The sequence below is a fragment of the Aquibacillus kalidii genome (assembly GCF_014280935.1).
GTDB classification, from domain to species: domain Bacteria; phylum Bacillota; class Bacilli; order Bacillales; family Amphibacillaceae; genus Aquibacillus_D; species Aquibacillus_D kalidii.
Window position 1 is genome coordinate 39971 of the sequence record NZ_JACLZI010000037.1, and the last position, 23126, is coordinate 63096.

The window sequence follows — 23126 nt, forward strand, 5'->3', positions numbered from 1 at the left end:
CTAGACAATACTCCTTTTAAACTCAAACAGCAACAGGTGCTTTTATTGGTGGGTGCGAATCATACCCAACAACCTCAAGATCTTCCATCTCAAAATCAAAAATCGACTGCTTATCTCCGTTTATTTTTAAAGATGGTAATGCTTTTGGTTCTCTGCTTAACTGTGTTTTAACTTGCTCCACGTGATTAGAATAAATATGTGCATCACCTAAAGTATGAATAAAATCTCCTACGTCGAGATTACACTCATGGGCAATTAAGTGCGTCAGCAGTGCATAACTAGCAATATTGAATGGTACACCTAAAAATATATCTGCGCTACGTTGATATAATTGACAGGACAATTTACCGTCAGCTACATAAAATTGAAACATCGTATGACATGGCGGTAAAGCCATATTAGTAGGTACATCCTCAGGGTTCCATGCAGACACAATATGCCTTCTAGAATTAGGGTTATGTTTAATCGAATCAATCACTTGCTTTAACTGATCAATGGTTTCACCCTTTGATGTCTTCCACGCTCTCCATTGTTGTCCATATACAGATCCTAGATCACCGTACTTGCTAGCAAAATCATCGTCGTGGAGAATCTTCTCTTTAAACTTGTCCATCTGGCCCTTATATAATGCATTAAATTCTGGATCCTGTTGACTTCTATTTCCAAAATCAGTCATATCTGGACCTTGATACTCATCCGATTCAACCCAGCTTTTAAACGCCCATTCATTCCAAATATTATTATCATGTTTCAACAAATATTGAATGTTTGTATCTCCCTTTATAAACCATAATAATTCACTAGCAATCAGCCGAAAAGGGACACGTTTCGTAGTAAGAAGTGGGAATCCTTCCTTTAAATCGAACCGCATTTGGTAACCAAATACAGATTGCGTACCCGTATTTGTTCGATCCCCTTTCCTTGTACCGCTTTTTAAAACCGTTTTACATAAATCCAAATACGCTTGTTCACTTGTGACCATTCGTAAACTCCTTTACTCTATATAAGTTATCTTGTTAAAATAATACATCATGACCAGTGTATATCATAGTTAGACAAAGCAAAGAACCTAGGTTTAATTAACGGATTCATACTATGAAAGAACTGGTGGTTGAAGCTTTTCATATTAAGCGAGGGCAAACTAACAAAAAATTGATACGTTTTAGGTGCTCGATACTTCATTTTTGCATTTGATCTTTCTGAATAATAATAGTAGGCAAACATCTCCGCAAAATATTCGGAACTGTAATTAATAAAATACTCTTTATCAGGAAAGATGTTATTTACTTCCTCATGCCAAACTTCTTGAAAATCTTCAGCAAGAGATGGATTTGTCTTTAACACTTTGAATATAGTATGCCCAATTTCATGTAATTCAAGATTGATAGAACTGTGCCCGCTCCCTTGCATGCTGGCACCAATCTTTGCAGAAATTAGCCAACTCCCTCCAGAACCGGGAACCTTTTCCCAAGTGACATCTTGATCCCATCCACGTGGCTTCTGCCATTTTAGGTAATAAAGTAATGGTTCATCTGTCAGCTTTCCTTCAAATAATCTGACCTTAACCCCTTGATTAGTAAGTAATTTCAATAAAGGGCGATCAATACCGTTTATTCGCTCAACCATTAGTATTAATTCATCTCTATTTTCAACCTTCTCAGGAATAATAACTAAATCACTTAATAAATCTGCATTTTCTAACGTTTCAAGTTTTAACAAATCATCTTGTCCGAAAGCTTTTTCTAACAGAATGCCATAAAAAGGCCTTGTTATCTCAATCGAAGAAAGAAATGAAAAAAACAAAATAACTATAACTGCACATAGTTTATTTTTCATATATATATAGTTCTAAAGATTACAAACCTCATTTAATCTTTGTAAGCTAAAAGTGGGTATCCCTATTGTAACATATTACAAAAATATTTCGTTTGATAAATTGGAGCATATTCTGTCTTTTTCCACATAAATCTTGATTAAGTCATATAAATTGGAAAGGGGAGTAATTTGCATGCTAACAAATGGAAGTGTACAGCAACTTGTAAAGCAATCCATGGCCTATGGGTTTGTGTTAAGTCAGCCATTCTCCTTTTATGTAGATGCATACCCTATGTTACAAAATGAAGTATTGGCAGAATCTAGTATGCTAAAATACGGACTTCATAATGATGCAGTCCGTGTTATGCAGTATAAATTAAATCAATTGTCTTATTATGATAAAGAAATTGACGGAGATTATGGTGTTTTAACTGAATATGCTTTAAAAAAGTTCCAAAAAGATAACAACTTAAAGGCAACCGGTCAAGCTGATGAAAAAACAATGAATACCTTAATTAAAATAGAGAGAGAAAAATACTTAAGACCACTCAGATCCATTGATCAAAACTACTATCCAGGTGACACAGGAAAAGATATAGAGACCATTCAAAAAGCTTTACATTATTTTGGCTATTACAAAGATGAATTAGATGGCATTTATGGGCCAATGACTGATCAGGCTTTGAAAGCATTTCAACAAGATCATGGAATCGAGGTCCAACCTGAGGTCAATGAAAAAACGATTAATGCTATCTACACAGCTGAACCTACTGAAGTTACCCAGCCAAAAGAAAAATCAAAAGAGCAAGAAGCAACGGAACCAAAAGAGCCGAAGCAAGTACCTAAGGCAGTTGAACAACAAGCCTATAGCACAGCAACACTAATTAGTAACGCTAAACAATATGTTGGCACACCATATGTATGGGGCGGAGAATCACCTGGTGGCTTTGATTGTAGCGGCTATATTCAATATGTATTTCAAACCGTTAACATACAATTACCTAGAACAGTTAGTGATATATGGAATATGACGAAACCAGTAAATGAATTATCAATAGGTGACTTTGTCTTCTACGAAACTTATAAGGCAGGACCTTCCCATATGGGCATTTACGTTGGAAATGGACAGTTCATTCATGCAGGAGAATCTCGTGGTGTAGAAATAAGCAATATGAATAATTCCTACTGGGAACCAAGATACCTAGGAGCCAAGCGATTGGCCATACAAAAATAACAAACGTCAGGCCTAAAAATAATTAGGTCTGACGTTCTTCTATAAATGAACATCCCATTCTTTATGAAATTGATCTAGAAAGGTTTCCATGAATTGGTGTTTTTGAACAGCAATAGCTCTAGCACTTTCGGTGTTCATCAATTCTTTTAACCTTAACAGCTTGTCATGAAAATGCTGAATAGAAGTAATGGATATATCTTCTTTGTTTTCCGTAAAGAACGGCCTTCCTTTAACCCCTCCATAAGCAAATGTTCTAGCTATCCCAATTGCACCAATTGCATCGAGTCTGTCAGCATCTTGAACGATTTTCCCTTCTAATGTTCTAGGGATATTCCCTTTACTAAATGAAACGTCTTTCATAGCCTTTTTAATAGCTGAAATTTGTTCATTGGTTAATTCAAGACCAATTAGAAAATTGTCTAATTGGTCTTGAGCCGCTTGAGGGTCTTCGAATAATTTTTTGTCACCAATATCGTGCATCCACCCTGCCGCTTCTGCAATAAAGGTGTCAGCACCTTCCCTTTCTGCTAATCTTTTAGCAGCTATAGCTACCCGTTTCATATGATAATAGTCATGTCCAGATGCATCATCATGGAATAATGAGTGGACATATTTTTCGATTTGAGTAAGTTTTTCTACAGATTGATTCATGTCATTCCTCCCTAGATTAGAAATCAAACATATCCAATTGCATAGGATTAAGGTTGCTGTATGTAATGTTTAGTAGTTTCATAAATTGTTTGGCATTATTAGCTGCGTCACCACCAGAATTGTTGTTAAAAAGAACGGTAATGTGTTTCGTTTCTTCCTGCAATTGATATACAAAGTTAACCCACTCTAGTAACTCTTGTTCATTGTATTTATAAAGAAATCGTACCTCTCTCCAATCATCTCTACCATTTCTATTCCACCCATGTACATTCCTACCATGAAAACGAATCAATGTTTTTTCTGGATGAGTTGCTTTTAATACAACTGGTATCGATCCATCACCAGCCTGTGGTTCGTCACAAATAGTATGAATCCACCCTTCTTCTGTAAGAAAATCTAGGGTATCTGATTTAAAGGATGGCAAAAACCAACTTCTGTTTCTAAATTCTATCGCTACAGGTAAATCATCCATCCAGGATTTTATCTTTTTTAGTTTACGGATATTATTCTGATTTAAATCAAACCACGGTGGAAACTGAAAAAGGACAGCATTTAACTTACCAGCAGATAAAACAGGTTGAATAGATTCTTTGAAGGCTTCAACAAGATCCTTGGCCTTTTGGTTGTTCAACGAAAGGCGATCATGTCCGGTAATCGACTTGAACACTTTTATAACAAAGGAAAAATTTTCTGGAGTTTCCTTAACCCACTTTACGTAATTAGCCTGTGGTTGAATAGCATAAAAAGCCGTATCTATTTCTACTACTGGAAAATGGGAACTATAACTCGCTAATTTATTACGATTAGACTCCCTATCCAAGTATAAACTGTCATGATCCCCCCACCCTGTTAATCCAATTGAGATGTCCAAAGTGTTCCCTCTCCTTTATAATTCCTAGTTAAACTTATAAAATAGGTCATTTTTATCAGCACTACCATAATAAAATGATAAAGAAGTTATGGCAAGAATATTTCCCTTTATATTCCTAAGCAGAGATAAAATTGATACTTGATTAAACCAGTACTAGTCACAGCTTTCAGAGTTTCAAATTCTTGACTGACATTCCAAATTGAGCTATATTTGACTCAAGCAAAGAAGATGTTTTTAAGGTCATTAATGACAAGGTAGCTTCCTATAGAAGTGATTGGAATGATGATCCTTTACTTCGATGTGAGCTACCTTTTTTTATTGTATCTGTCATCTTATTTGTATTTTCAAGAAAGTGTTTAGGAGGATCAATTACATGCAAAATGGTGTAGTGAAGTGGTTTAATGCAGAAAAGGGGTATGGTTTCATCCAATTAGAAGACGGAAATGATGTATTTGTTCATTATTCCGCTATCCAACAAGAAGGTTTTAAAACGTTAGAAGAAGGTCAAGAAGTTACCTTTGAAGTAGTTGAAGGAGATCGTGGCCCACAAGCTGCTAATGTAGAAAAAAAATAATAATCACTCAATATATAAGGCGGTGATTTCTATAATCACCGCCTTTTCCTGTATTTTCATAGGTATTCATATTTTTTACAAGGAAACCATAATGGATAGTATGGGTATTAAATGGTAACCCGCGGTTCGAAAACTCCCGCGTTATCAAAACTAAGGAGGAAAATTGTGAGTAATGAATTAATTTGGATTATTTTTGCTTTAGTAAATTTCTGTATGATAATTCTTGTATATCGATTATTTGGTAAGGCTGGACTATTTGTTTGGATAGGAATGTCCACGGTCGTAGCGAATATACAAGTTGTGAAAACGATAGAATTGTTTGGGCTAACAGCTACTTTAGGTAATATTATATACGGAACTGCCTTTCTAGCTACAGATATCCTAAATGAAAATCATAATAAAAATGAAGCGAAAAAAGCTGTATGGATGGGGTTTGCAACTCTAATTGCAATGACGATTATGATGCAAATAGCTATGGTATTCCAACCAGGAGAAGATGATTTTGCACAGGGTGCACTTGAAACAATATTTGGTTTCATTCCAAATATAGCTATTGGTAGTTTAGCAGCCTTTATCGTTAGTCAATACTTAGACGTATGGATCTATAATAAAATACGAAATGTCCTTCCGAGTAAAAAGTATTTATGGGTAAGAAATAATGGTAGTACAATGATTAGCCAACTTGTTGATAGCCTAATTTTTTGCGGGATAGCATTTTATGGCGCATACCCACTAGGTGTTTGGTTTGAGATATTATTAACCACTTATTTTATTAAATTTATTGTGGCTGCAATCGATACACCGTTTTTATATATTGCTAAGAAATTTAAAGTTAAGGATTAAAGGGAGAGGCTAATACCTCTCTCTTTCACATAGTAAGGAGGGAAAATAACATGCTTGAAATATATACAGATGGAGCTTCCAGTGGTGATCCAGGCCCTAGTGGTGTAGGAGTAGTTATTAAAAACGGCAAAGATATCTATGAGTATATGGAGTATGTAGGAATATTGTCTAACCATGAAACTGAATTTCACGCTGTTATTAAAGCGTTAGAGATATGTTCTAAGGAATTCCCTAATGAAATTTTGTCGTTACGATCCGATTCTAAACTAGTCGTAGACGTGATCGAAAAAGATTTTACTAAAAATCAAAAGTTTCAACCCTTATTAGAACAGATCCAGGTCAAAGCACAAAGTTTCCCCTACTTTTTTATAAAGTGGATTCCTGAAAAGCAAAACAAAAATGCTGATCGTCTTGCTAGACGTGCCATACATGAGCACAAGTAAGCAGTCAGCATACCCCTTTTTTCTTTAGTAATCGGTTAGCTGCTGATTTATTTTTAACAGTTTCTTTAGCTAGTAGCTCCAAAACACTTATAAAAAAACTTCCGACAAACCTCATTTGTAGCTTTAAGGTAACTTCGATTGCTAGTATAACCTTCCAATCAGAAGTACCCGTATATTTTTTTCCAAAATAAATGAAACGTACTTCCTCATCGGTTAGCTTAAAACCTTTTGTCCATAAATCTTCAATATAATATGCTAATTTATACCTTTCCATATGTTCCAACTTGATTAGCACACCATTCACTTCCCTTTTTCTATTCATGTACTAGTATAATTTACGAACATCCGTTTGTCTAGTAGTCAGGATTCTACAAAATAACTATTAATTTTTAAAGTCAACAATACAATACTTTTGATTTGTTTTTTAGTTCGTGAAGTTTCCACAAAGTTGATTTTGACGATGTAAATCATATTTAAATTCTAAGTAAGTATACACCCAAGATTAAAGGACCTATTTTAATAAATAAGGTCCTTAAGTCTTTATCTATACAAGAGTTGCATTTACCATGGATACTATAGATTAATACAAAAAGCAATAATCGTTCTAAAAAAAAGTCTTTACTATTTCCTCTTTTGAATTACAAATCGTACAAGTGTATTCAAACTCCATCTTCTCTTCTATAACTTCCTGTAACGTTTCTTTCTTACAATACTCACAGAATCTTTGTTCTTGATTATTTTCCATTATTTATCACCCATTATATCTTCCCCAATTTTTTTTAAGACATACCGCAAGGATGATACTATTAATTAAGTCCAAGATTTTCTATCCGATTAAATAGTTCATTGACATCATTTAGGGTCTTAACTAGTTTAGAATTTTCAATCCGTTCTATTGCTATATTTCCATTTTCAACAACAGAATCAATTTCATTTATTAATTGCTCACTTTTTTCAGTAATTTGTTGATGGACATCTTCAGCAACAGATGGTGCCTCCAATTGATTAAACTGTTTCAAATCCTCTTTTAAGTTATTCAACTTCTCCACTAATTGTTTCTGAGTTTGTGGATCTGATCCAGATTTGTCAACTAATGAGGGTATCTCATTAGAAAGTTCGCTAAGCGAATTTATCTGATCTTTTGCCTTATCCAAATAATCTAATGAACTATCAACTTCTTCTACAAGTGAACATGCACTTAATAGTACTAATAGTCCGACTAACACAGCTAACTTTTTCATTCAATCCCCCTTCCTCTCCCGTACCTTCTATAGGAATACGTAATTGAATGAAAAAGGGTTTCATTCTTTTGAATTGGCCTATTTTGTTGGTCTTTCATAATATAAAGCGGTCATCAAAAAAACAATTATAGGAAAGTTCTACCCCACGTTTCGTAAAAATATTAATTACTTAACATGAGGGATAATTCGGTTTAAAAACCATAGATGGTCATTCCACCATCCACAAATAGCGTTTGACCAGTCATATAGTTGCTTGCGTCAGAACCAAGATAAACAGCTGTTCCAGCAAGCTCCTCTAATTTTCCGATTCTATTTAATGGTGTACGGTCAAGTATGTCCTTCACATAGGCCTCATCTTGTAGCAATTTTTCTGTTAATGCAGTAGGAAAATACCATGGTCCAATTGCATTGACATTTATCCCATACTTTCCCCACTCCATTGCCAAGTTTTTTGTCATTTGAATAATGGCGCTTTTAGTCATCGCGTAAACAACACCCGTTCTTAATGCTACATGACCACCAACAGAAGACATATTAATGATTTTACCTTGCTTTTGGTTTACCATCCTTTTTGCAGCTGCTTGGGATAGAAAAAAAGAACTTTTCATATTTGTATCTAAAATTTGATTCCATTCAGACTCACTTACATGTAAGGCCTCTGTGCGAATATTCATTCCAGCGTTATTAACCCATATATCAATAGGTCTTTCTCCAATTAACTCATCCACTTTAGAAATAATATACGAATAGTCTTTAATATCACTACAAACCGTGAAAGCTTGGCTACCATAGGCCTCTACTTCTTCCTTCACACGCTCTAAATCATTTTCAGTTCTAGATATTAGCACGATATCAGCACCTGACTCTGCATATGCAAGTGCAATAGCACGACCAATCCCTTTTGTAGATCCCGTTATAACAGCTAGTTTATTGTTTAAAGAAAAACTTGGTAAATACATCACTTACTTCCTTCCTTTTGTCTAAATTGTTATGAAAAAATTCAACCATATTTGATTATAACACGCTTCACCTTATGAGACTTTACTACTAAAAAAGTGATTTAAGTTCACAGCGTTGACACAAACTTTCTAAACAAAAATGTTTGTAAAATAATGAAAACAGTCACTTCCGGAATTCTTGAACTATTTGTGAATCCATGCTTTCGCTCCTCTTTTTTTAGCCGTTATCATGTAACATTATAGAAGAAGATCGTGTATCAAATAAAGGGGTGAATGTAGTGTCAAAAAATTCCTCAAAAAAGAAACAGGAAGAACATGACTTGAAAGGAACATTAATTTCAGTACTAGGTATCGGAGCTTTTATTGTAATTAGTTGGTTTATTGTTTTTGCATTATTTGTAGCTAGGTAGTTAAGGGGGAGTTAGAAATGCATTTGCATAAATATGAAAAAATATGGTTAACGTTTGGAATTGGATCATTAATATTGTTTTTAACCGTCATAGGTATTGGAGCTTTTTACAAAGGGAGCCAACCACCAAGTCACTTAGCAACGATTGACCCACAAAATGTAGAGGCACATGAAGCCTTCCGAGAAGAGAATCTAGGTTTACGTAAAGTTGGAGACAATGAATATATTGTTAGTGTGGTAGCATCTGCTTTTAACTATGATTTAGGAAAGGACGAAGAAGGAAATGCAATAAGAGAAATTCGCATTCCAGTCGGTTCTACTGTTCTTTTTCAAGTGACAACAAAAGATGTAATACACGGATTTGAAATTGCTGGAACAAATGTAAACATGATGGTAGAGCCAGGTTATATCAATTCCTTGGAAACTGTTATGGATAAACCTGGAACTTATACATTAATATGTAACGAGTATTGTGGTTCAGGTCATCATTTTATGGCAACAAAGGTGGAGGTGTTTGAACCGTGATCAAAAATAGTGTAGCTCTAAATAAATTAGATTCAAAATTAGTAATGGCTCACATGTACGTCGCATTTATCTCTTTATTTATTGGTGGATTAATGGGCCTGCTTCAGACATTAGTACGATCTGGTACGCTAGTTTTGCCTTTCGGTATAAGTTATTACCAATTGTTAACCGTACACGGTGTCATTCTTGCACTCGTCTTAACTACGTTTTTTATCATTGGCTTTCAATTTGCATTAATGAGTAAAACGGTTGGAATGTCTGATAAACAACGAGATAGTGCTTGGTTTGGCTTTTGGATTATGCTATTTGGTACAGTAACAACTGCTATTACAATCCTGTTAGGGAAAGCAAATGTACTTTATACATTCTATGCACCATTAAAAGCTTATCCAACTTTCTATATTGGGCTAGCACTTGTAGTAGTTGGAAGTTGGATCGGTTGTTTTACAAATTTTAGACAACTTTATGTTTGGAAGAAGAAACATCCAGGCGAAAAGTCACCATTGCTAGCGTTTATGGTTGTCATCAACATGCTACTATGGTTTATTGCAACACTTGGAGTAGCCGCAACCGTTATTATCCAACTTATTCCTTGGTCGTTAGGAATGGTTGATACGGTTAACGTTCTCGTTAGTAGAACACTATTTTGGTATTTTGGTCACCCACTAGTATATTTCTGGTTATTACCTGCTTATATGGCATGGTACGCTATTATCCCAAAAATTATTGGAGGTAAAATATTCAGTGATTCACTAGCAAGACTCGCTTTCGTTTTGTTTTTAATGTTTTCGATACCAGTTGGATTTCACCACCAACTTACAGAGCCTGGTATTGATCCCGTTTGGAAATTTATACAAGTAGTGCTAACATTTATGGTTATTATTCCATCATTGTTAACGGCATTTTCTATGTTTGCTACATTTGAGGTAACAGGTAGATCAAAAGGATATACAGGGCTATTTGGATGGTTAAAAGGGCTTCCATGGAAAGATGTTCGATTTTTTGCACCAATGGTTGGGATGATCACCTTTATCCCTGCAGGTACAGGTGGAATTATAAATGCATCTAATCAGATGAATCAGGTCGTGCACAATACCATTTGGGTTACTGGACACTTTCACCTGACAGTAGGCACAACAGTAATACTTACCTTTTTCGGTATCTCTTACTGGCTTATCCCTTCACTAACTGGTCGTAAGCTAACAAAGAAGATTAATACATTAGGAATGATCCAAACAATTGTATGGGCGTTCGGTATGTCCATTATGTCTGGCTCTATGCACATCGCTGGCTTGTTAGGGGCTCCAAGAAGATCTTCCTATTCAACTTATGGCGGCAGTGAGCAGGCAACTGAATGGATTGGATATCAAATTGCTCAAGCAATTGGTGGTTCGATTTTATTTATCGGTATTATTTTAATGGTGTACATTTTCTTTTATATGGTATTTGCAGCACCAAAAGGTCAGGAAGAATTTCCAATTGCCGAGGTCTCAGAAGATGCAGAACCGACTCCTAAGTTTTTAGAGAATTGGAAGCTGTGGATTGGTATTACAGTTGCACTTATTTTATTTGCTTATACCATTCCTTTCCTAGACATTATCCACCACTCACCACCAGGGTCTCCTGGGTTTGACAAAATTATTAGATAACGAAAGAAGCACACCATTAAGGTGTGCTTCTTCATTACATATATATTTAATAAAACTTGCAGCTTGAGGCAGTGATTTTACAAATTATATAACTTAGAATACTTTTCAGTTAAGTAATCGACTAAATATTGAGGGTTTAGCGATTCATCTGTTACATCATTTAAAATTTCCAATGGCTTTTTCATTTTTCCATACTGGTGTATGTTCTTCGTTAACCATTGTTTAATTTCTGTAAAATTCCCCTCTTTTATTACCGTATCCACATCAAACTCTTTCTTCATCACATGATAAAACTGTGCTGCATACATATATCCTAATGCATATGACGGGAAGTAACCGAAGTCACCTGCAGACCAATGGATATCCTGTAAGACACCCTCTTTGTCTGAGTTTGGACGAATTCCTAAATAATCTTCCATTTTTTGATTCCAAAGCTCAGGTAAATCTTTCACTTCTATTTCACTATTGATCAGCGCTTTTTCCAGCTCATAACGAATCATTATATGAAGAGCGTAGGTCATTTCATCTGCTTCAATACGGATAAAGGACGGTTTCACTTCGTTAATTGCTAAATAAAAATCTTTTAGATCGACAGCCTGAAATGATTCTGGTGCAATCGATTTAAATAAATCATAGTGATTTCCCCAAAATTCTTCACTTCTTGCTACAAAGTTTTCCCAGAACAGGGATTGTGATTCATGTATTCCCATTGAAGTTCCATCTGCTAGAGGTGTTTGCGATAACTCTTTGGAAATATTCTGTTCATAAAGAGCATGGCCACCCTCATGGATCGTACCAAAAATCGCCATACGGAAGTCATCTTCATCGTAACGAGTTGTAACCCTAACGTCACCTTGATTTAATGTGATAGCAAAAGGGTGAATTGTCTCGTCTAAACGTCCCGCATCAAAATCATACCCCATACGCTTAAGAATTTCTAAGCTGAATTTCTCTTGTTTATCCTTAGGAAAATGCTGTTTAACAAGTGAAGGATTTGGCTTAACAGATGATTTATTAACCTTTTCTACAAGTTCAGTTAATGAACTTCTAAGCTCAGAGAACACTTTATCGAGTAACTCCGTTGTGACACCCGGCTCATACATATGTAATAAAGCATCGTAGATATTTTTTTCATATCCCCAATACTCAGCAAATTTTTTATTAAATGCTACTAACTTCTCTAGATAGGGTTGCAGAAGCGAAAAATCATTTTTTTCTCTAGCCTCCTGCCAGACAGTTTCAGATTTTGATCTCGTCATAATAAATTCCTTATATTCATCGTTAGGAATTTTGCGGTTTCTTTCATATTCCTCTTCGCATTCTTCTACTGCCTTCTGAATGATTTTGTTATCGGTTTTACCCTTTAATGAATCAATAAAGCCTTTCATCTCACTAGATGTCGAAAGGTTATGTAATTTCTGTGACAAAATACCAATTACTTCTGATCTTTGTTCCATTCCACTTTTAGGGATTTTTGTCCTAAGATCCCATTGAATTAATGCTAATGATTCTTTATAAGCATTTTGTTCTTTTAACAATTCTAGAAAATCTTCTTCAATCTTTTTCAAATCTGCCAAGTGTCTCACTCCTAATAAGTAATATTTGGTTTATAAAAAATAAACAAATTTAATCTAATTGTTTCTTACCAAAATACTGATAGTAATCTGTTTTAATAAACCCATTAAATAGTTTACGCTTTTTAGTTGCTTTTCGCCCATATAAAGTTTCGAAGTGCTCATTAGAAGTTAAAATATATACACTCCACGACGGGTGATTTTGTAATGCAACACCTAGATCTTTATACATTTTTTCCACTTCATTCTTTTCGCCTAATCGTTCCCCATATGGTGGATTTCCAATTAGATAACCATTTTCTCTCTTTGGGTTAAAGTCTTTAGCTTGCATTTGTTTCCATGAAACTAAGTCGCCAAGACCAGCTTCTATCGCATTTTTGCTAGCTATTTCCACCATTCGGTGATCAATATCAGAGCCAGTTATGTCTAATGGTTGATCATAATTAGCTAAATCTTCCGCTTCTTCTAAAGCCTTATCCCATAAGTTACTCGGAACAATATGCCAACCTTCTGAAGAAAATTCACGGTTAAATCCTGGTGCAATATTTTGACCAATTAGCGCCGCCTCGATTGCGATTGTACCAGATCCACAAAACGGATCTATTAAGGGATATTCAGGACGCCAGTTCGTTAGTTTAACCAATGCTGCAGATAACGTTTCTTTTAATGGTGCTTCCCCTTGCCCCACTCTGTATCCACGCTTATGAAGCCCTGTGCCTGAAGCATCGATAGTTAACGTTGCGATGTCCTTTAATAGTGCAACTTCAATGCGATAAAATGCTCCCGACTCTTCTAACCAGGAAGCAATCCCATATTTCAATTTTAGTTTTTCTACTACGGCTTTCTTGACGATAGCCTGACAATCTGGAACGCTATACAGTGTAGACTTCACTGATTTCCCAATGACAGGGAATTCTCCATCCTCAGGAATATAATCTTGCCAATCGATAGCCTTTGTTTTCTCAAATAATTCATCAAAAGTTTTGGCTTCAAATTCCCCAACCAAGACTTTAATGCGATCAGCAGTACGAAGCCACAAATTACAACGTGGAATAGCTGATACATCTGCTTTAAAAATAACCTTACCATTTTCAACAGTTACATCTTCGTACCCAAGATCTTTCACTTCACTCGCTACAATTGATTCTAATCCCATAGCAGCAGTTGCGATTAACGTTACATTCTTTTTCATATGTAGTTGGTCCTTTCTAACACATAATAAAACCCTTTCTAACTTTGTATTCATTAGAAAGGGTGTCATTACATTATTATTGACCAAATGAATGTTTTATAAGCCATGTTCTGTACTATTTGTACTCCAAACGGTGGTCAACCTCGTACGCAAGTAGTAATCATCTATCTACAAACTTAAAGCTTGTCCCTTTTTCGGTTCAATTCCCTAATCAAGGATGCCCCTACCAAAATTTGGGTTGCTCACTCGTGGGGTTTACCTCGTTCCACTCAGGATAGTTTCCTACCTGACTACGTCACTGTGGCACTTTCAAGGTCTGAACACCATATCCGAAGACTTAGGTAGTTCTACCTGCCGTTAACCAATGTGGTTACCTTGACTTATGAATTCGTCAAGCACGAACACTACAAGCATCTCAGCCTGTGTGAGCATGGACTTTCCTCTACACACGTAAATGTGCAGCGATTACTAAAACATTCATTTCTTCTGCTAATACATTGTATAAATTCTTGCGACAAGAGTCAATAGCTAATTTCTTTCAATTTGCCCAAGTCATTCCATCTCATTAATCAGCAAATTTCTTGCCAAACACTGCCTTTTCCAAATTGGATAATCGTTTTAAAATGTCATAGTTTACTTGATGATTAGAAGTAGCTGGTCTTGATCTTGTTTGATCTGATTGTTTTCGCAAACGATCATTCTCTTGCTTCAGCCTGTCTATTTCTAGATTAAAACTTTCATAGTCTTGTATAACAGTATCTAGAAACTCATCCACTTCTTCTTGGTTATAACCCCTCATGGACGTTTTGAAGCTTTTTTCTAATATATCTTTTGCATGCAATTGTATTCGTTCTAATGCCATTTTACTTTTCACCTCGTATTTTCATACAGCTTATCCTTTATTTTTTCAAATAAGTGAGCAATTGTCAATGATTGTTCCAATTGTTTGGATTTTGTTCTTGGATTTCCTGAACAATTTCCTCTAGGTCAAATGGAGTAATTGTTAAAATAGGGTAATGACCTCGGCTATAAGCTTTTTTTGCCTCTTCTAAGAAAAAGCTTGTACTTCCAGGAAATTCTTCATCCAATAAAATCAAACAAGCATCACTTTTTTCAATTAACCATTTGTCTCGTGCTTTAAATTGATACGGCCCTTTATATTCGTCTTGATATAGCTCTTGATGAAAATCAGCAAGCATGGAACATTCCTGAAATATTTCTTGATAATGCTCTGGCCATCTCGAGTCTTGATTGATAAAAGGAGGGATTATCCCTAAATTAATTGGATAGTCCTCCTCTTTTAGGTCAAGAACAACTTGACAGGTCCATAACTCTACCCCCATTTGACCAGAGACAAGTACCCATTCTAACCCCTCCTCTATGTATGTTGTCAATCTTTTTTTGATTGCTTCTTTTATAAAGTCTATTCTATGATCATTAGGTTTAAAAATATTCATTTCCATTGGTTTATATCCTGTTACGGTTAATACCTTCATATCGAACCTCACTTATGTATATCATTAAAAAGGCTAGGGTTTCCCCTAGCCCTATTACCTTTTAATTATCTTCTTGGTCCTCTGAAGCTTCCTGGTACATTAAAGTTTGGATCTACTCCAGGAACTGGCCCGCCAACAGGTCCAGGTACCGGTCCTGCTGGTGGTACTGGTGCACCTGCAAATGGTGGTACTGGAACGTTTGGTCTTGGAGGAGTCGGAACCTCGTAAGATCCACCATATACATCAACACTATCAACTGTATTATCATAAGAAGTAGAGTGTGGATAAACATGCGTATTTTTTACTAAATGGTGATTGACTACATTTGTGTGGGATGGGTGAACATGTTTAACATTGTTCTCACTGCATGTGTGCACTTCATTATACTTAGTTGGATAAACCACCGTTTCTACTGGTTTAGGGCATCCACAGTTTCCAAAGGGTTTAAAATGACTCATAAAAATCTCCTTTCTGATATTTATTTCACTAATAACCTATGTTCAGAAAGGAAGACATGTCTGAGACAGCCACCTAGTTTTGATGAAATTTTTTATTTTTTTTCATGTTAAATCATTTGGGCCAAAAGAATAAGGTAATAATTCTTCCGTTGTCATGGTTTTCAAATCATTTTTTAGATTTCCTATATGTACTTCCATTTTTTTATCGAAAAACTCACTCATAACCTGTCTACATGAACCACAAGGTGAAACCGGTCGATCCGTATCAGCTACAACAGCTAATTGCTCGAATTCTGTTTCACCATCAGAAATTGCTTTAAATATTGCTACTCTTTCCGCACAGAGGCTAACCGGGTAGGCAGCATTTTCGATATTACATCCCAGGTATAACTTCCCTGATTTTGTCAAAAGTGCAGCACCAACTGGAAATTTAGAATAAGGAACATAGGCCCTCTCTCTTATTTCCTTTGCTTTTTCTAATAAATTAAGTTTGTCCATATACTAACATCCTTTTCGGTGGATTTTTCTAGCATTAGTTTGACGATAGTTTATACAAACTAAAAAGGATTGTAAAGTATTTATTTTACAACACCCCTCAAAACATTGCATTTCCTATTTTGACATATGTATTTGATCCAAAATAGCATCAAATACATAGTGAACAGATTGGTAAAGCTCCATGTATCGTCTTTTTCTAGCATCTATATAATAACTATGCATTAATAACAAGTTTAGGTTTTCCTTTGTTGACTCTATTTGTTGAGGATGTACAGCTACCTCTCTTTTTTTAACGAAAGTTAAGGCATCCTGCTCCCATTTTTGAATCTTTTCAAATATAGGAGCTGTTTCCCCTTTTACGTATTCGAAAAATTGTCTATCTTTTTTGTTTTCAGGCTTTTCATTCGTTAGGTAACGATGTTTTAGCGCCTCTACTATTTCCTTTAATTGAATTGTATCATCTGCCAAATTCATGCAATAAAACCGCCCTTCTCACCTATACTTTACCTTATTTTCGGGCAATTTGCATTTTTTTAAACCAACTTGTAATCGTATTATTCCGTCTGATTTGGTCAAATTTTTCCGTACGTTCACGTTTTGCATTTTGGTTTTTAATTTGTTTTAACTCCCGATGTAACTCCACAACTTCTGATTGTAATTCTTCAATTTCCTGGCGATGTGCTAGTGACATGGTAAGAACTACTTCGTCAGCTTTTGTAGATAACCTTTGATCAATTATTCTTATATTATCCATTAATTCTACATATGCTTTTTCAAACTCTCTTTTCGTTACGGATTTTTGGTTGTGATATATTTGTTTAGCTGCTAGACCCATTGGAAATCCTCCTTTAATTTTGCTTTGTAAACGTATTATTCTACCTATAAATCCCATTCCCTTCACAGGCGACAAAACTAGAAGAAAAGAAACAGAATTAGTGAAATAATGCCGTATTTTTTAGCCGCATTTGTACCAAACTAAGAAACAAGGAGGGATTACTCATGAACAAAAAAGCAAAATTCAACGATAAGAAAAACAATGTAAAACAACAGGAAGAAAAAAAGCCCGGTTATGGTAATAAAAAACTTGAAGGTCCCGACCGTCCTTCTGTATAAGCCTAACGAATTAAGACTTTCGCTTTTTGCGAAAGTCTTTTTATTATTAATCAGCTCTATTCACATTAGTTTAGATAATGTTTGAATCAGTTTTCTTTTTTTATTAAACCCATTCCAGATGTTCTTTGGGTTGTGTTCTTTTTTCCACCACCGCTTCTTGACACCCCCACGAAGGTACCAATCCTTTCGAATATTATCTTGATGCTCGATTACTGGATAGACAAATCTAAGTATTGGCGAATCTTTAGCATCCGAATGTGGAAGGTATCTTAGATAATCATTTCTGGAGCCAGTATGCTCAGTATGAATCGCAAAATCAAGAAAGTCTTTATAATATATAGGGTTAAATAAGATATTTGCTAACTGTTTACCCAAGCGGATTCTCTTAGTCAAATTTGAGAAGTCATGAACAGTTACTGCATAGATATACCCACTTCTAGTTGGAAATAATACAGCACTCATTTTTAGAATATCCTGCATTAGGTATGGCCAGTTCATAAAAATACGATACTTATAAAAAGGGTGCTTCGTTACAGGACCCTGAATTACATTTTGCTCATTAATAATAAGTGCATTTACGAGTCGATCCTTATCACGACTCTGCCAAAAATGAAGCCATTCTTGTTCCATAAATGTTGAAACAGAAAAATGTCTTAATAAATGGAATAATGGTTTTTGGACTTCGCAGGATAACTGATATAATAATAATTGGGGATATGCATCAGAAAAGATTAACCAATTTGCTCTTTCATAGGTTGAAAACAATTGCTTTCTTATTCTATGGTTTAACATTCGTTTAAACATTGGGCTGTGCATATCTGTGATATTCCATCCGGCGTTTCTAGAAACCATACTAGCTAAAAAGGACCATTCTATTTCTGGGAATTCTAAATAAAAATATTGGTAGGCTTTAGTTCGTGAGATATTATCTATATTTGCTCTTTCCGTGCTTTTATTTATGTAGGCTATCAAATCTTGTTCTGTTAACATATTTCTTACCTCCCAGACTTATAGTATGGGCTAAACAATCGTGAAGTATTTGTCATAGTTTTTTCTTTTTTATTCTCAAAAACAGGAAAAGTTGGTATGATACACTCATGCATGAGGGGGAAAATGACTTGATGAATTATCCAAATGGCAAGAAACCTTCTATGTTGCAGCAGAACCATCAACAACTCGAGACAAGCTTCAGTAATCGTGGGATGACTCTAGAAGAAGATATAAATGATACAAATCACTACTATCTTCAGTTCAACAAGGCTGTAATCCATAAAAAGCCGACACCAGTACAAATTGTTAAGGTTGATTATCCAAGAAGAAGCGCTGCAGTCATAAAAGAGGGGTATTTTAAGCAAGCATCTACAACTGACTATAACGGAGTTTATAAAGGAAAATATATTGATTTTGAAGCTAAGGAAACTAAAAACAAAACATCGTTTCCTTTAAGTAATATTCATGACCACCAAATTGACCATATGAATGCTGTTGTAAGTCATGGAGGTATCTGTTTCTTAATCATTCGATTTTCTAAAAGACAGGAAACATTTTATTTCCCAGCTATGAAACTTTTTTCATATTGGGAGAGTCAATTTAAAGGAGGTAGAAAATCAATCCCTTATCAAGACATAAAGGAGTTTGGTGAGGAAATACCCTTACAATTCCAAGCAAGGGTTGATTATTTAACTGTGATTGACAAGCTTTATTTTTAGAACGGAGGAAGATGAGTTATGGCAAATGAAAGCCAATCTCGTATAGCAAGAAGAAAACAAAAAAAGAGTAAAAAGAAACCTATGTGGAAAAAGATATTTCTTACTATTGCCCTCTTTGTTTTGGCAATAGGTATTGGTGTAGGTGCACTATTTACTTATTATATTGCAACCGCACCAGATATTGATGCTGCATTATTATCCGATCCGGCATCAACGAAGTTAAGAGATATGAATGGTGAAGTTTTTGCTGATTTAGGAACTGAAAAAAGAACGAAAATTAAATATAATGAATTACCAGATGTACTAATAGATGCTGTTATTGCTACGGAAGACGCAAGGTTTATGGATCATATGGGAATTGATCTAAAAAGAATTGGTGGAGCTGTAATCGCCAATGTTACAGACGGATTTGGCTCACAGGGTGCTAGTACGATCACACAGCAGGTTATTAAACTATCCTTCTTATCTAGTGATAAGACAATAAAAAGGAAAGTTCAAGAGCAATGGCTCGCGATTAAATTAGATAGTGACTATTCAAAAGAAGAAATTTTAGAAATGTATTTAAATAAGATCTTTTATGGCGCGAATGCTTATGGTGTAGCCAAGGCAAGTGAAATCTACTTTGGTAAAAAAGATTTAAATGATCTAACATTGCCTGAGGCAGCGCTGTTAGCGGGGCTTCCGCAGCGTCCAACTGCATACAACCCATTCAATGATCCAGAATTAGCTAAGGAACGGATGAGTACCGTATTAAACCTAATGGTTCAGCACGGTAAAATCACACAAAAAGAAGCAGACGAAGCAAAGGAAGTTTCTATCGAATCATTACTTGTTGATAAACGTCCGGATTCAACCCCTTATGAAGCATTTATTCAACAAGTAGCCAAAGAAGTAGAAGAAAAAACAGGTGCAAATATATATAAAGAAGGGCTAGATATCTACACTACTTTAGATACGAGTGCACAAGACCATGTTGAATTTTTATTAAGCGATGCAGAAAATAACCCTATTCAATATACTGATGAAGAGTTACAGGCTGGTTTAACAGTACTAGATACTAAAACAGGTGCTATTCGTGCTGTTGGAGGCGGTCGAAACCGTGGCGAGAGTGGTTGGAACTTTGCTATTGATGGTGACGGAAGACAACCTGGATCAACATTTAAACCATTATTAGCATATGGTCCAGCTATTGAAAACCTTCAATGGTCAACGTATCAGCAAATAAATGATGATGGTGTCTATCCAATCGCAGGAACCGATAGTGTTATTCGTAACTGGGACGCAAATAGTAATCCTAATGGGCACGGTTATATTACGGCAAGATATGCTTTACAACGCTCCTATAACGTCCCAGCGGTAAAAGCACTTGAAGAAGTCGGCTATAGTGCATCTAAAGAGTTTGCTAATAATCTAGGGATTGAATTTAAAGATGACAAAGTTACTATCACAGATGCAATTGGTGGTACCAGCACTGAAGTTACTCCATTAGAACTAGCCGGAGCGTATCGTGCTTTTGGTAATGAAGGAATTTATAATGATCCTTATGCTGTTACAAAAGTTGTCTTTAATGACAATCGAACGGAAGAACTAAAGCCTAAACCAAAAGCTGTTATGCAAGATTATACCGCTTATATGGTGACAGACATGCTTAAATCAGTCTTACAAAGTCCTGGTACAGGTACAGAAGCAGCAGTTCCAGGTTTACCTATTGCTGGTAAGACAGGAACTACAAATCTAACAACTGGAGATGGAAGCCCGGATTCTTGGTTCAGTGGATATACAACTAACTATACTATCGCTGTATGGACTGGCTATGAAGAACATAAAAAAGTGGTTCAAAACACAAAAATTGCCCAACATCTTTTCAGAGAAACGATGAGTAAGATTTCGGAGAATGTTGATACCCCAGATTTCGTTAAACCAAATTCGGTGGTTGAGGTAACGATTGAAAAAGGATCAAACCCGGCTAAACTGCCTAGTGAATACACACCAGACGATATGAAAGTTACCGAGCTTTTTGTTAAAGGAACAGAACCAACAAAAACATCGCAGAAGTTTGACCAACTTGATCCGGTACAGAAGTTGAGTGCAGAATATGATCCTGAAAAAGAATTAATCAATGTTACGTGGGATTATTCTGAAGACAACAAAGATCTTTCCTTTGAAGTTAGTGCTGGAAGTGAAGGATCTGTCAAGAAACTTACTACTACAAAAGAAAAACAATTATCAATTGAAAAAGTAGAAAAAGGAAAAACTTACACGGTTCAAGTTATCGTAGTAAATGATGAAAATGAAGAAATGGTAAGTGAAGCTTCTTCCGTACAGGTACAAATACCAGATGAGGAAGAAAATGAAGATGAGGAAAATGAGAATGAGAACGAGGATGAAAATGGCAATGGTAATACACAGGTCAACCCTGTTGAATCGTTAAATCAGACTTATAATCCCGTCACAAATACAGCTATTTTAGAATGGAATTATCAAGGGAATGGTCCTATCTCCTTTGAAGTTGTTCTGATGAAGGATGGTGCAGCCGTTCAAACTCTAACAACCAACAAAAATTCGATTGAATTGAATAAGTTAGAACAAAATTCTAGGTACACGATTCAAGTAACAGCCGTTGATAAGAGGGATCCTGAAAATAGAGGTCAACCAGCCTCTACTGTCCTATCAACAGAAGGAATCGTGGAACCCGAATTAGACGGTGAACAACCCGAAGAAGAGGCTGTAACTCCGTAAAATTGAAACCTGTGGCCTTTAATCAAGAATGACACCTTAAAATTTAATAAGATACAAAAAACCAATCACGCTAAAAGCTTGATTGGTTTTTTAATTATCTTTGAATTCTTTATCTAATGTTTATTCGCCTCTATGATTATGGCTTTAGCGTATATCTTTTCAATTTCTTTGAATAATTCATTTAGCTGAATATAGCTGTGATACTGTTGAGGATGCTCTTTAATAAAGTGGATTCTTTCCATCACATTTGCTGGAGCGTATTTAAAATCGCTATCGAGTTCTGCTAATCTGTTCTCGTTATGTTGTTGACTATTTACAATTAGTAACACGTTTATAAACTGGCTTAAATACTTCTCCACATAGGCTTTTGCTTCCTGATTTCTTCTCTCATTAAATAGCTTACTTACCTCTTCCCTGTTACTTTTCCATTCTTCTATGAGACTCTTGCCTTCATTAAACATGGGCTGTCTTTTCCCTTGCTTTCATTCGTTTTTGACCCTCTCGACAAATGTCCAATAAATCACATGCATCACAATTTGGGTTCTTCGCCTTACAATGGTATCTACCAAAAAAAATCATCCGATGATGCGTTCTACTCCATTCATCTTTTGGTACCTTTCTCATTAGCGTCTTCTCGACTTCTAATACAGAATCCTTCCATTTACAGATCCCCAACCTTTTAGATACCCTCTCGACATGTGTATCTACAGCAATAGCTGGTTCACCAAAAGCTACAGAGGCAACGACATTGGCTGTTTTACGACCAACTCCTGCTAGTTTTTCTAATTCCGCTTTTTCAGATGGTACTTCTCCACCATAATTATCGAGTAGTGATTGACATAAATTTCGGATATGTTTTGCTTTGTTTCGATATAAACCAATAGATTTAATATCCTGTTGCAACTCTTCAAGACTCACATTCAAGTAATCCTCTGGAGTCTCATATTTTTCAAATAAACCCTTTGTCACCTTATTTACAAGTGCATCCGTGCACTGAGCAGATAACAAAACTGCAATAACAAGTTCAAATGGGTTTTTATGGATAAGCTCGCACTCTGCATCTGGAAACATTTCTTCCATAACATCCAAACAATATCTTATTTGTGCTTTGTTTAACATGATATGTCTCTCCT

The 23126-nt window shown here is 35.6% G+C and carries 28 protein-coding genes and 1 other RNA gene; 9 read left to right on the forward strand and 20 right to left on the reverse strand.

From position 1 onward, the window contains the following. Positions 1–22: 22 nt before the first annotated feature. Positions 23–982, reverse strand: a complete 960-nt coding sequence (locus H7K77_RS10275; protein ID WP_186577751.1) for a thymidylate synthase — start codon at positions 980–982, stop codon at positions 23–25. 47 nt (positions 983–1029) lie between these two features. Then, a complete protein-coding gene (locus tag H7K77_RS10280; protein ID WP_186577752.1) occupies positions 1030–1836 on the reverse strand; it encodes an anthrax toxin lethal factor-related metalloendopeptidase in 807 nt (268 codons plus the stop codon). 172 nt (positions 1837–2008) lie between these two features. On the opposite strand from H7K77_RS10280, the gene H7K77_RS21720 reads away from it, so the two are divergent. Next, positions 2009–3049, forward strand: a complete 1041-nt coding sequence (locus tag H7K77_RS21720; protein ID WP_186577753.1) for a C40 family peptidase — start codon at positions 2009–2011, stop codon at positions 3047–3049. A 39-nt stretch (positions 3050–3088) separates the two neighbouring features. Here the strand turns inward: H7K77_RS21720 and H7K77_RS10290 are convergent, their stop codons facing one another. Then, the gene (locus tag H7K77_RS10290; protein ID WP_186577754.1) at positions 3089–3700 is read right to left on the reverse strand and encodes an HD domain-containing protein; all 612 of its coding nucleotides are present in this window, start codon (positions 3698–3700) and stop codon (positions 3089–3091) included. 16 nt (positions 3701–3716) lie between these two features. After that, positions 3717–4571: a DUF72 domain-containing protein gene (locus H7K77_RS10295; protein ID WP_186577755.1), complete on the reverse strand. Its 855-nt coding sequence runs from the start codon at positions 4569–4571 to the stop codon at positions 3717–3719. A gap of 373 nt (positions 4572–4944) precedes the next feature. On the opposite strand from H7K77_RS10295, the gene H7K77_RS10300 reads away from it, so the two are divergent. The 3 genes from H7K77_RS10300 to H7K77_RS10310 all read left to right on the forward strand — a co-directional run bounded on the left by H7K77_RS10300 (position 4945) and on the right by H7K77_RS10310 (position 6431). Further along, a complete protein-coding gene (locus H7K77_RS10300) occupies positions 4945–5145 on the forward strand; it encodes a cold-shock protein (RefSeq protein ID WP_186577756.1) in 201 nt (66 codons plus the stop codon). A 165-nt stretch (positions 5146–5310) separates the two neighbouring features. Beyond that, the gene (locus H7K77_RS10305) at positions 5311–5988 is read left to right on the forward strand and encodes a queuosine precursor transporter (protein WP_186577757.1); all 678 of its coding nucleotides are present in this window, start codon (positions 5311–5313) and stop codon (positions 5986–5988) included. 50 nt (positions 5989–6038) lie between these two features. Continuing rightward, a complete protein-coding gene (locus H7K77_RS10310; RefSeq protein ID WP_186577758.1) occupies positions 6039–6431 on the forward strand; it encodes a ribonuclease HI family protein in 393 nt (130 codons plus the stop codon). A gap of 4 nt (positions 6432–6435) precedes the next feature. Here H7K77_RS10310 and H7K77_RS10315 read toward each other — a convergent pair whose 3' ends face one another. The 4 genes from H7K77_RS10315 to H7K77_RS10330 form a co-directional block, all read right to left on the reverse strand. Beyond that, positions 6436–6705: a DUF6123 family protein gene (locus tag H7K77_RS10315; RefSeq protein WP_186577847.1), complete on the reverse strand. Its 270-nt coding sequence runs from the start codon at positions 6703–6705 to the stop codon at positions 6436–6438. A 330-nt stretch (positions 6706–7035) separates the two neighbouring features. Continuing rightward, positions 7036–7176: a hypothetical protein gene (locus tag H7K77_RS10320; protein ID WP_186577759.1), complete on the reverse strand. Its 141-nt coding sequence runs from the start codon at positions 7174–7176 to the stop codon at positions 7036–7038. Positions 7177–7237: 61 nt separating this feature from the next. Then, positions 7238–7672 (reverse strand): DUF6376 family protein, encoded by a 435-nt coding sequence (locus H7K77_RS10325; protein ID WP_186577760.1) that lies wholly within the window; start codon positions 7670–7672, stop codon positions 7238–7240. A 191-nt stretch (positions 7673–7863) separates the two neighbouring features. Next, positions 7864–8631, reverse strand: a complete 768-nt coding sequence (locus tag H7K77_RS10330) for an SDR family NAD(P)-dependent oxidoreductase (protein ID WP_186577848.1) — start codon at positions 8629–8631, stop codon at positions 7864–7866. A gap of 278 nt (positions 8632–8909) precedes the next feature. On the opposite strand from H7K77_RS10330, the gene H7K77_RS21040 reads away from it, so the two are divergent. The 3 genes from H7K77_RS21040 to H7K77_RS10345 are packed head-to-tail and all read left to right on the forward strand — an operon-like array spanning position 8910 to position 11214. Next, a complete protein-coding gene (locus H7K77_RS21040) occupies positions 8910–9041 on the forward strand; it encodes a cytochrome c oxidase subunit 2A (protein WP_328701090.1) in 132 nt (43 codons plus the stop codon). A gap of 17 nt (positions 9042–9058) precedes the next feature. Beyond that, positions 9059–9565, forward strand: a complete 507-nt coding sequence (locus H7K77_RS10340; RefSeq protein WP_186577762.1) for a cytochrome c oxidase subunit II — start codon at positions 9059–9061, stop codon at positions 9563–9565. Positions 9566–9609: 44 nt separating this feature from the next. Further along, positions 9610–11214: a b(o/a)3-type cytochrome-c oxidase subunit 1 gene (locus tag H7K77_RS10345; protein ID WP_186577849.1), complete on the forward strand. Its 1605-nt coding sequence runs from the start codon at positions 9610–9612 to the stop codon at positions 11212–11214. Positions 11215–11291: 77 nt separating this feature from the next. On the opposite strand, the gene H7K77_RS10350 is transcribed toward H7K77_RS10345, so the two are convergent. From H7K77_RS10350 to H7K77_RS10395, 10 genes are all read right to left on the reverse strand, one after another. After that, positions 11292–12782: a carboxypeptidase M32 gene (locus H7K77_RS10350; protein ID WP_407926432.1), complete on the reverse strand. Its 1491-nt coding sequence runs from the start codon at positions 12780–12782 to the stop codon at positions 11292–11294. Between the two features lie 58 nt (positions 12783–12840). Then, positions 12841–13980 (reverse strand): THUMP domain-containing class I SAM-dependent RNA methyltransferase, encoded by a 1140-nt coding sequence (locus H7K77_RS10355; RefSeq protein WP_186577764.1) that lies wholly within the window; start codon positions 13978–13980, stop codon positions 12841–12843. A 94-nt stretch (positions 13981–14074) separates the two neighbouring features. Beyond that, positions 14075–14457: RNase P RNA component class B (gene rnpB / locus H7K77_RS10360), an RNA gene on the reverse strand. 88 nt (positions 14458–14545) lie between these two features. Further along, complete coding sequence (gene gpsB / locus H7K77_RS10365) at positions 14546–14842, reverse strand: cell division regulator GpsB (RefSeq protein ID WP_186577765.1); 297 nt, start codon at positions 14840–14842, stop codon at positions 14546–14548. Positions 14843–14906: 64 nt separating this feature from the next. Next, positions 14907–15476, reverse strand: a complete 570-nt coding sequence (locus H7K77_RS10370) for an SLOG family protein (RefSeq protein WP_186577766.1) — start codon at positions 15474–15476, stop codon at positions 14907–14909. Between the two features lie 65 nt (positions 15477–15541). Further along, positions 15542–15934, reverse strand: coding sequence for a CotD family spore coat protein (locus H7K77_RS10375; RefSeq protein ID WP_186577767.1), 393 nt, complete (start codon positions 15932–15934; stop codon positions 15542–15544). Between the two features lie 102 nt (positions 15935–16036). Then, positions 16037–16432, reverse strand: coding sequence for a cytidine deaminase (locus H7K77_RS10380; protein WP_186577768.1), 396 nt, complete (start codon positions 16430–16432; stop codon positions 16037–16039). Positions 16433–16546: 114 nt separating this feature from the next. Next, positions 16547–16906, reverse strand: coding sequence for a DUF1798 family protein (locus tag H7K77_RS10385; protein WP_186577769.1), 360 nt, complete (start codon positions 16904–16906; stop codon positions 16547–16549). Between the two features lie 34 nt (positions 16907–16940). Beyond that, entirely contained in the window at positions 16941–17267 is a 327-nt protein-coding gene (locus H7K77_RS10390; protein WP_186577770.1) for a hypothetical protein, read from the reverse strand. 338 nt (positions 17268–17605) lie between these two features. Then, entirely contained in the window at positions 17606–18535 is a 930-nt protein-coding gene (locus tag H7K77_RS10395; protein ID WP_186577771.1) for a DUF2515 family protein, read from the reverse strand. 131 nt (positions 18536–18666) lie between these two features. Between H7K77_RS10395 and recU the strand changes: the two genes are divergently transcribed. Continuing rightward, positions 18667–19254 carry a Holliday junction resolvase RecU gene (recU, locus tag H7K77_RS10400; protein WP_186577850.1) on the forward strand — a complete coding sequence of 196 codons (588 nt, stop codon included), beginning with the start codon at positions 18667–18669 and terminating at the stop codon, positions 19252–19254. Between the two features lie 18 nt (positions 19255–19272). Next, positions 19273–21993: a transglycosylase domain-containing protein gene (locus tag H7K77_RS10405; RefSeq protein WP_186577772.1), complete on the forward strand. Its 2721-nt coding sequence runs from the start codon at positions 19273–19275 to the stop codon at positions 21991–21993. Between the two features lie 113 nt (positions 21994–22106). Here H7K77_RS10405 and H7K77_RS10410 read toward each other — a convergent pair whose 3' ends face one another. Beyond that, entirely contained in the window at positions 22107–22454 is a 348-nt protein-coding gene (locus tag H7K77_RS10410; protein WP_186577773.1) for a YpoC family protein, read from the reverse strand. After that, positions 22447–23112, reverse strand: coding sequence for an endonuclease III (gene nth, locus H7K77_RS10415; RefSeq protein WP_186577774.1), 666 nt, complete (start codon positions 23110–23112; stop codon positions 22447–22449). Before nth ends, H7K77_RS10410 begins: the two co-directional genes overlap by 8 nt. Between the last annotated feature and the right edge of the window lie 14 nt (positions 23113–23126).

What these genes read in the sequence shown, in the direction of transcription:
- H7K77_RS10275 (WP_186577751.1), bottom strand. Translation starts at nt 982, where the DNA reads ATGGTCACAAGTGAACAAGCGTATTTGGATTTATGTAAAACGGTTTTA.
- H7K77_RS10280 (WP_186577752.1), bottom strand. Translation starts at nt 1,836, where the DNA reads ATGAAAAATAAACTATGTGCAGTTATAGTTATTTTGTTTTTTTCATTT.
- H7K77_RS21720 (WP_186577753.1), top strand. Translation starts at nt 2,009, where the DNA reads ATGCTAACAAATGGAAGTGTACAGCAACTTGTAAAGCAATCCATGGCC.
- H7K77_RS10290 (WP_186577754.1), bottom strand. Translation starts at nt 3,700, where the DNA reads ATGAATCAATCTGTAGAAAAACTTACTCAAATCGAAAAATATGTCCAC.
- H7K77_RS10300 (WP_186577756.1), top strand. Translation starts at nt 4,945, where the DNA reads ATGCAAAATGGTGTAGTGAAGTGGTTTAATGCAGAAAAGGGGTATGGT.
- H7K77_RS10310 (WP_186577758.1), top strand. Translation starts at nt 6,039, where the DNA reads ATGCTTGAAATATATACAGATGGAGCTTCCAGTGGTGATCCAGGCCCT.
- H7K77_RS10315 (WP_186577847.1), bottom strand. Translation starts at nt 6,705, where the DNA reads ATGGAAAGGTATAAATTAGCATATTATATTGAAGATTTATGGACAAAA.
- H7K77_RS10320 (WP_186577759.1), bottom strand. Translation starts at nt 7,176, where the DNA reads ATGGAAAATAATCAAGAACAAAGATTCTGTGAGTATTGTAAGAAAGAA.
- H7K77_RS10325 (WP_186577760.1), bottom strand. Translation starts at nt 7,672, where the DNA reads ATGAAAAAGTTAGCTGTGTTAGTCGGACTATTAGTACTATTAAGTGCA.
- H7K77_RS10330 (WP_186577848.1), bottom strand. Translation starts at nt 8,631, where the DNA reads ATGTATTTACCAAGTTTTTCTTTAAACAATAAACTAGCTGTTATAACG.
- H7K77_RS10340 (WP_186577762.1), top strand. Translation starts at nt 9,059, where the DNA reads ATGCATTTGCATAAATATGAAAAAATATGGTTAACGTTTGGAATTGGA.
- H7K77_RS10345 (WP_186577849.1), top strand. Translation starts at nt 9,610, where the DNA reads ATGGCTCACATGTACGTCGCATTTATCTCTTTATTTATTGGTGGATTA.
- H7K77_RS10355 (WP_186577764.1), bottom strand. Translation starts at nt 13,980, where the DNA reads ATGAAAAAGAATGTAACGTTAATCGCAACTGCTGCTATGGGATTAGAA.
- gpsB (WP_186577765.1), bottom strand. Translation starts at nt 14,842, where the DNA reads ATGGCATTAGAACGAATACAATTGCATGCAAAAGATATATTAGAAAAA.
- H7K77_RS10370 (WP_186577766.1), bottom strand. Translation starts at nt 15,476, where the DNA reads ATGAAGGTATTAACCGTAACAGGATATAAACCAATGGAAATGAATATT.
- H7K77_RS10375 (WP_186577767.1), bottom strand. Translation starts at nt 15,934, where the DNA reads ATGAGTCATTTTAAACCCTTTGGAAACTGTGGATGCCCTAAACCAGTA.
- H7K77_RS10380 (WP_186577768.1), bottom strand. Translation starts at nt 16,432, where the DNA reads ATGGACAAACTTAATTTATTAGAAAAAGCAAAGGAAATAAGAGAGAGG.
- H7K77_RS10385 (WP_186577769.1), bottom strand. Translation starts at nt 16,906, where the DNA reads ATGAATTTGGCAGATGATACAATTCAATTAAAGGAAATAGTAGAGGCG.
- H7K77_RS10390 (WP_186577770.1), bottom strand. Translation starts at nt 17,267, where the DNA reads ATGGGTCTAGCAGCTAAACAAATATATCACAACCAAAAATCCGTAACG.
- H7K77_RS10395 (WP_186577771.1), bottom strand. Translation starts at nt 18,535, where the DNA reads ATGTTAACAGAACAAGATTTGATAGCCTACATAAATAAAAGCACGGAA.
- recU (WP_186577850.1), top strand. Translation starts at nt 18,667, where the DNA reads ATGAATTATCCAAATGGCAAGAAACCTTCTATGTTGCAGCAGAACCAT.
- H7K77_RS10405 (WP_186577772.1), top strand. Translation starts at nt 19,273, where the DNA reads ATGGCAAATGAAAGCCAATCTCGTATAGCAAGAAGAAAACAAAAAAAG.
- H7K77_RS10410 (WP_186577773.1), bottom strand. Translation starts at nt 22,454, where the DNA reads ATGTTTAATGAAGGCAAGAGTCTCATAGAAGAATGGAAAAGTAACAGG.
- nth (WP_186577774.1), bottom strand. Translation starts at nt 23,112, where the DNA reads ATGTTAAACAAAGCACAAATAAGATATTGTTTGGATGTTATGGAAGAA.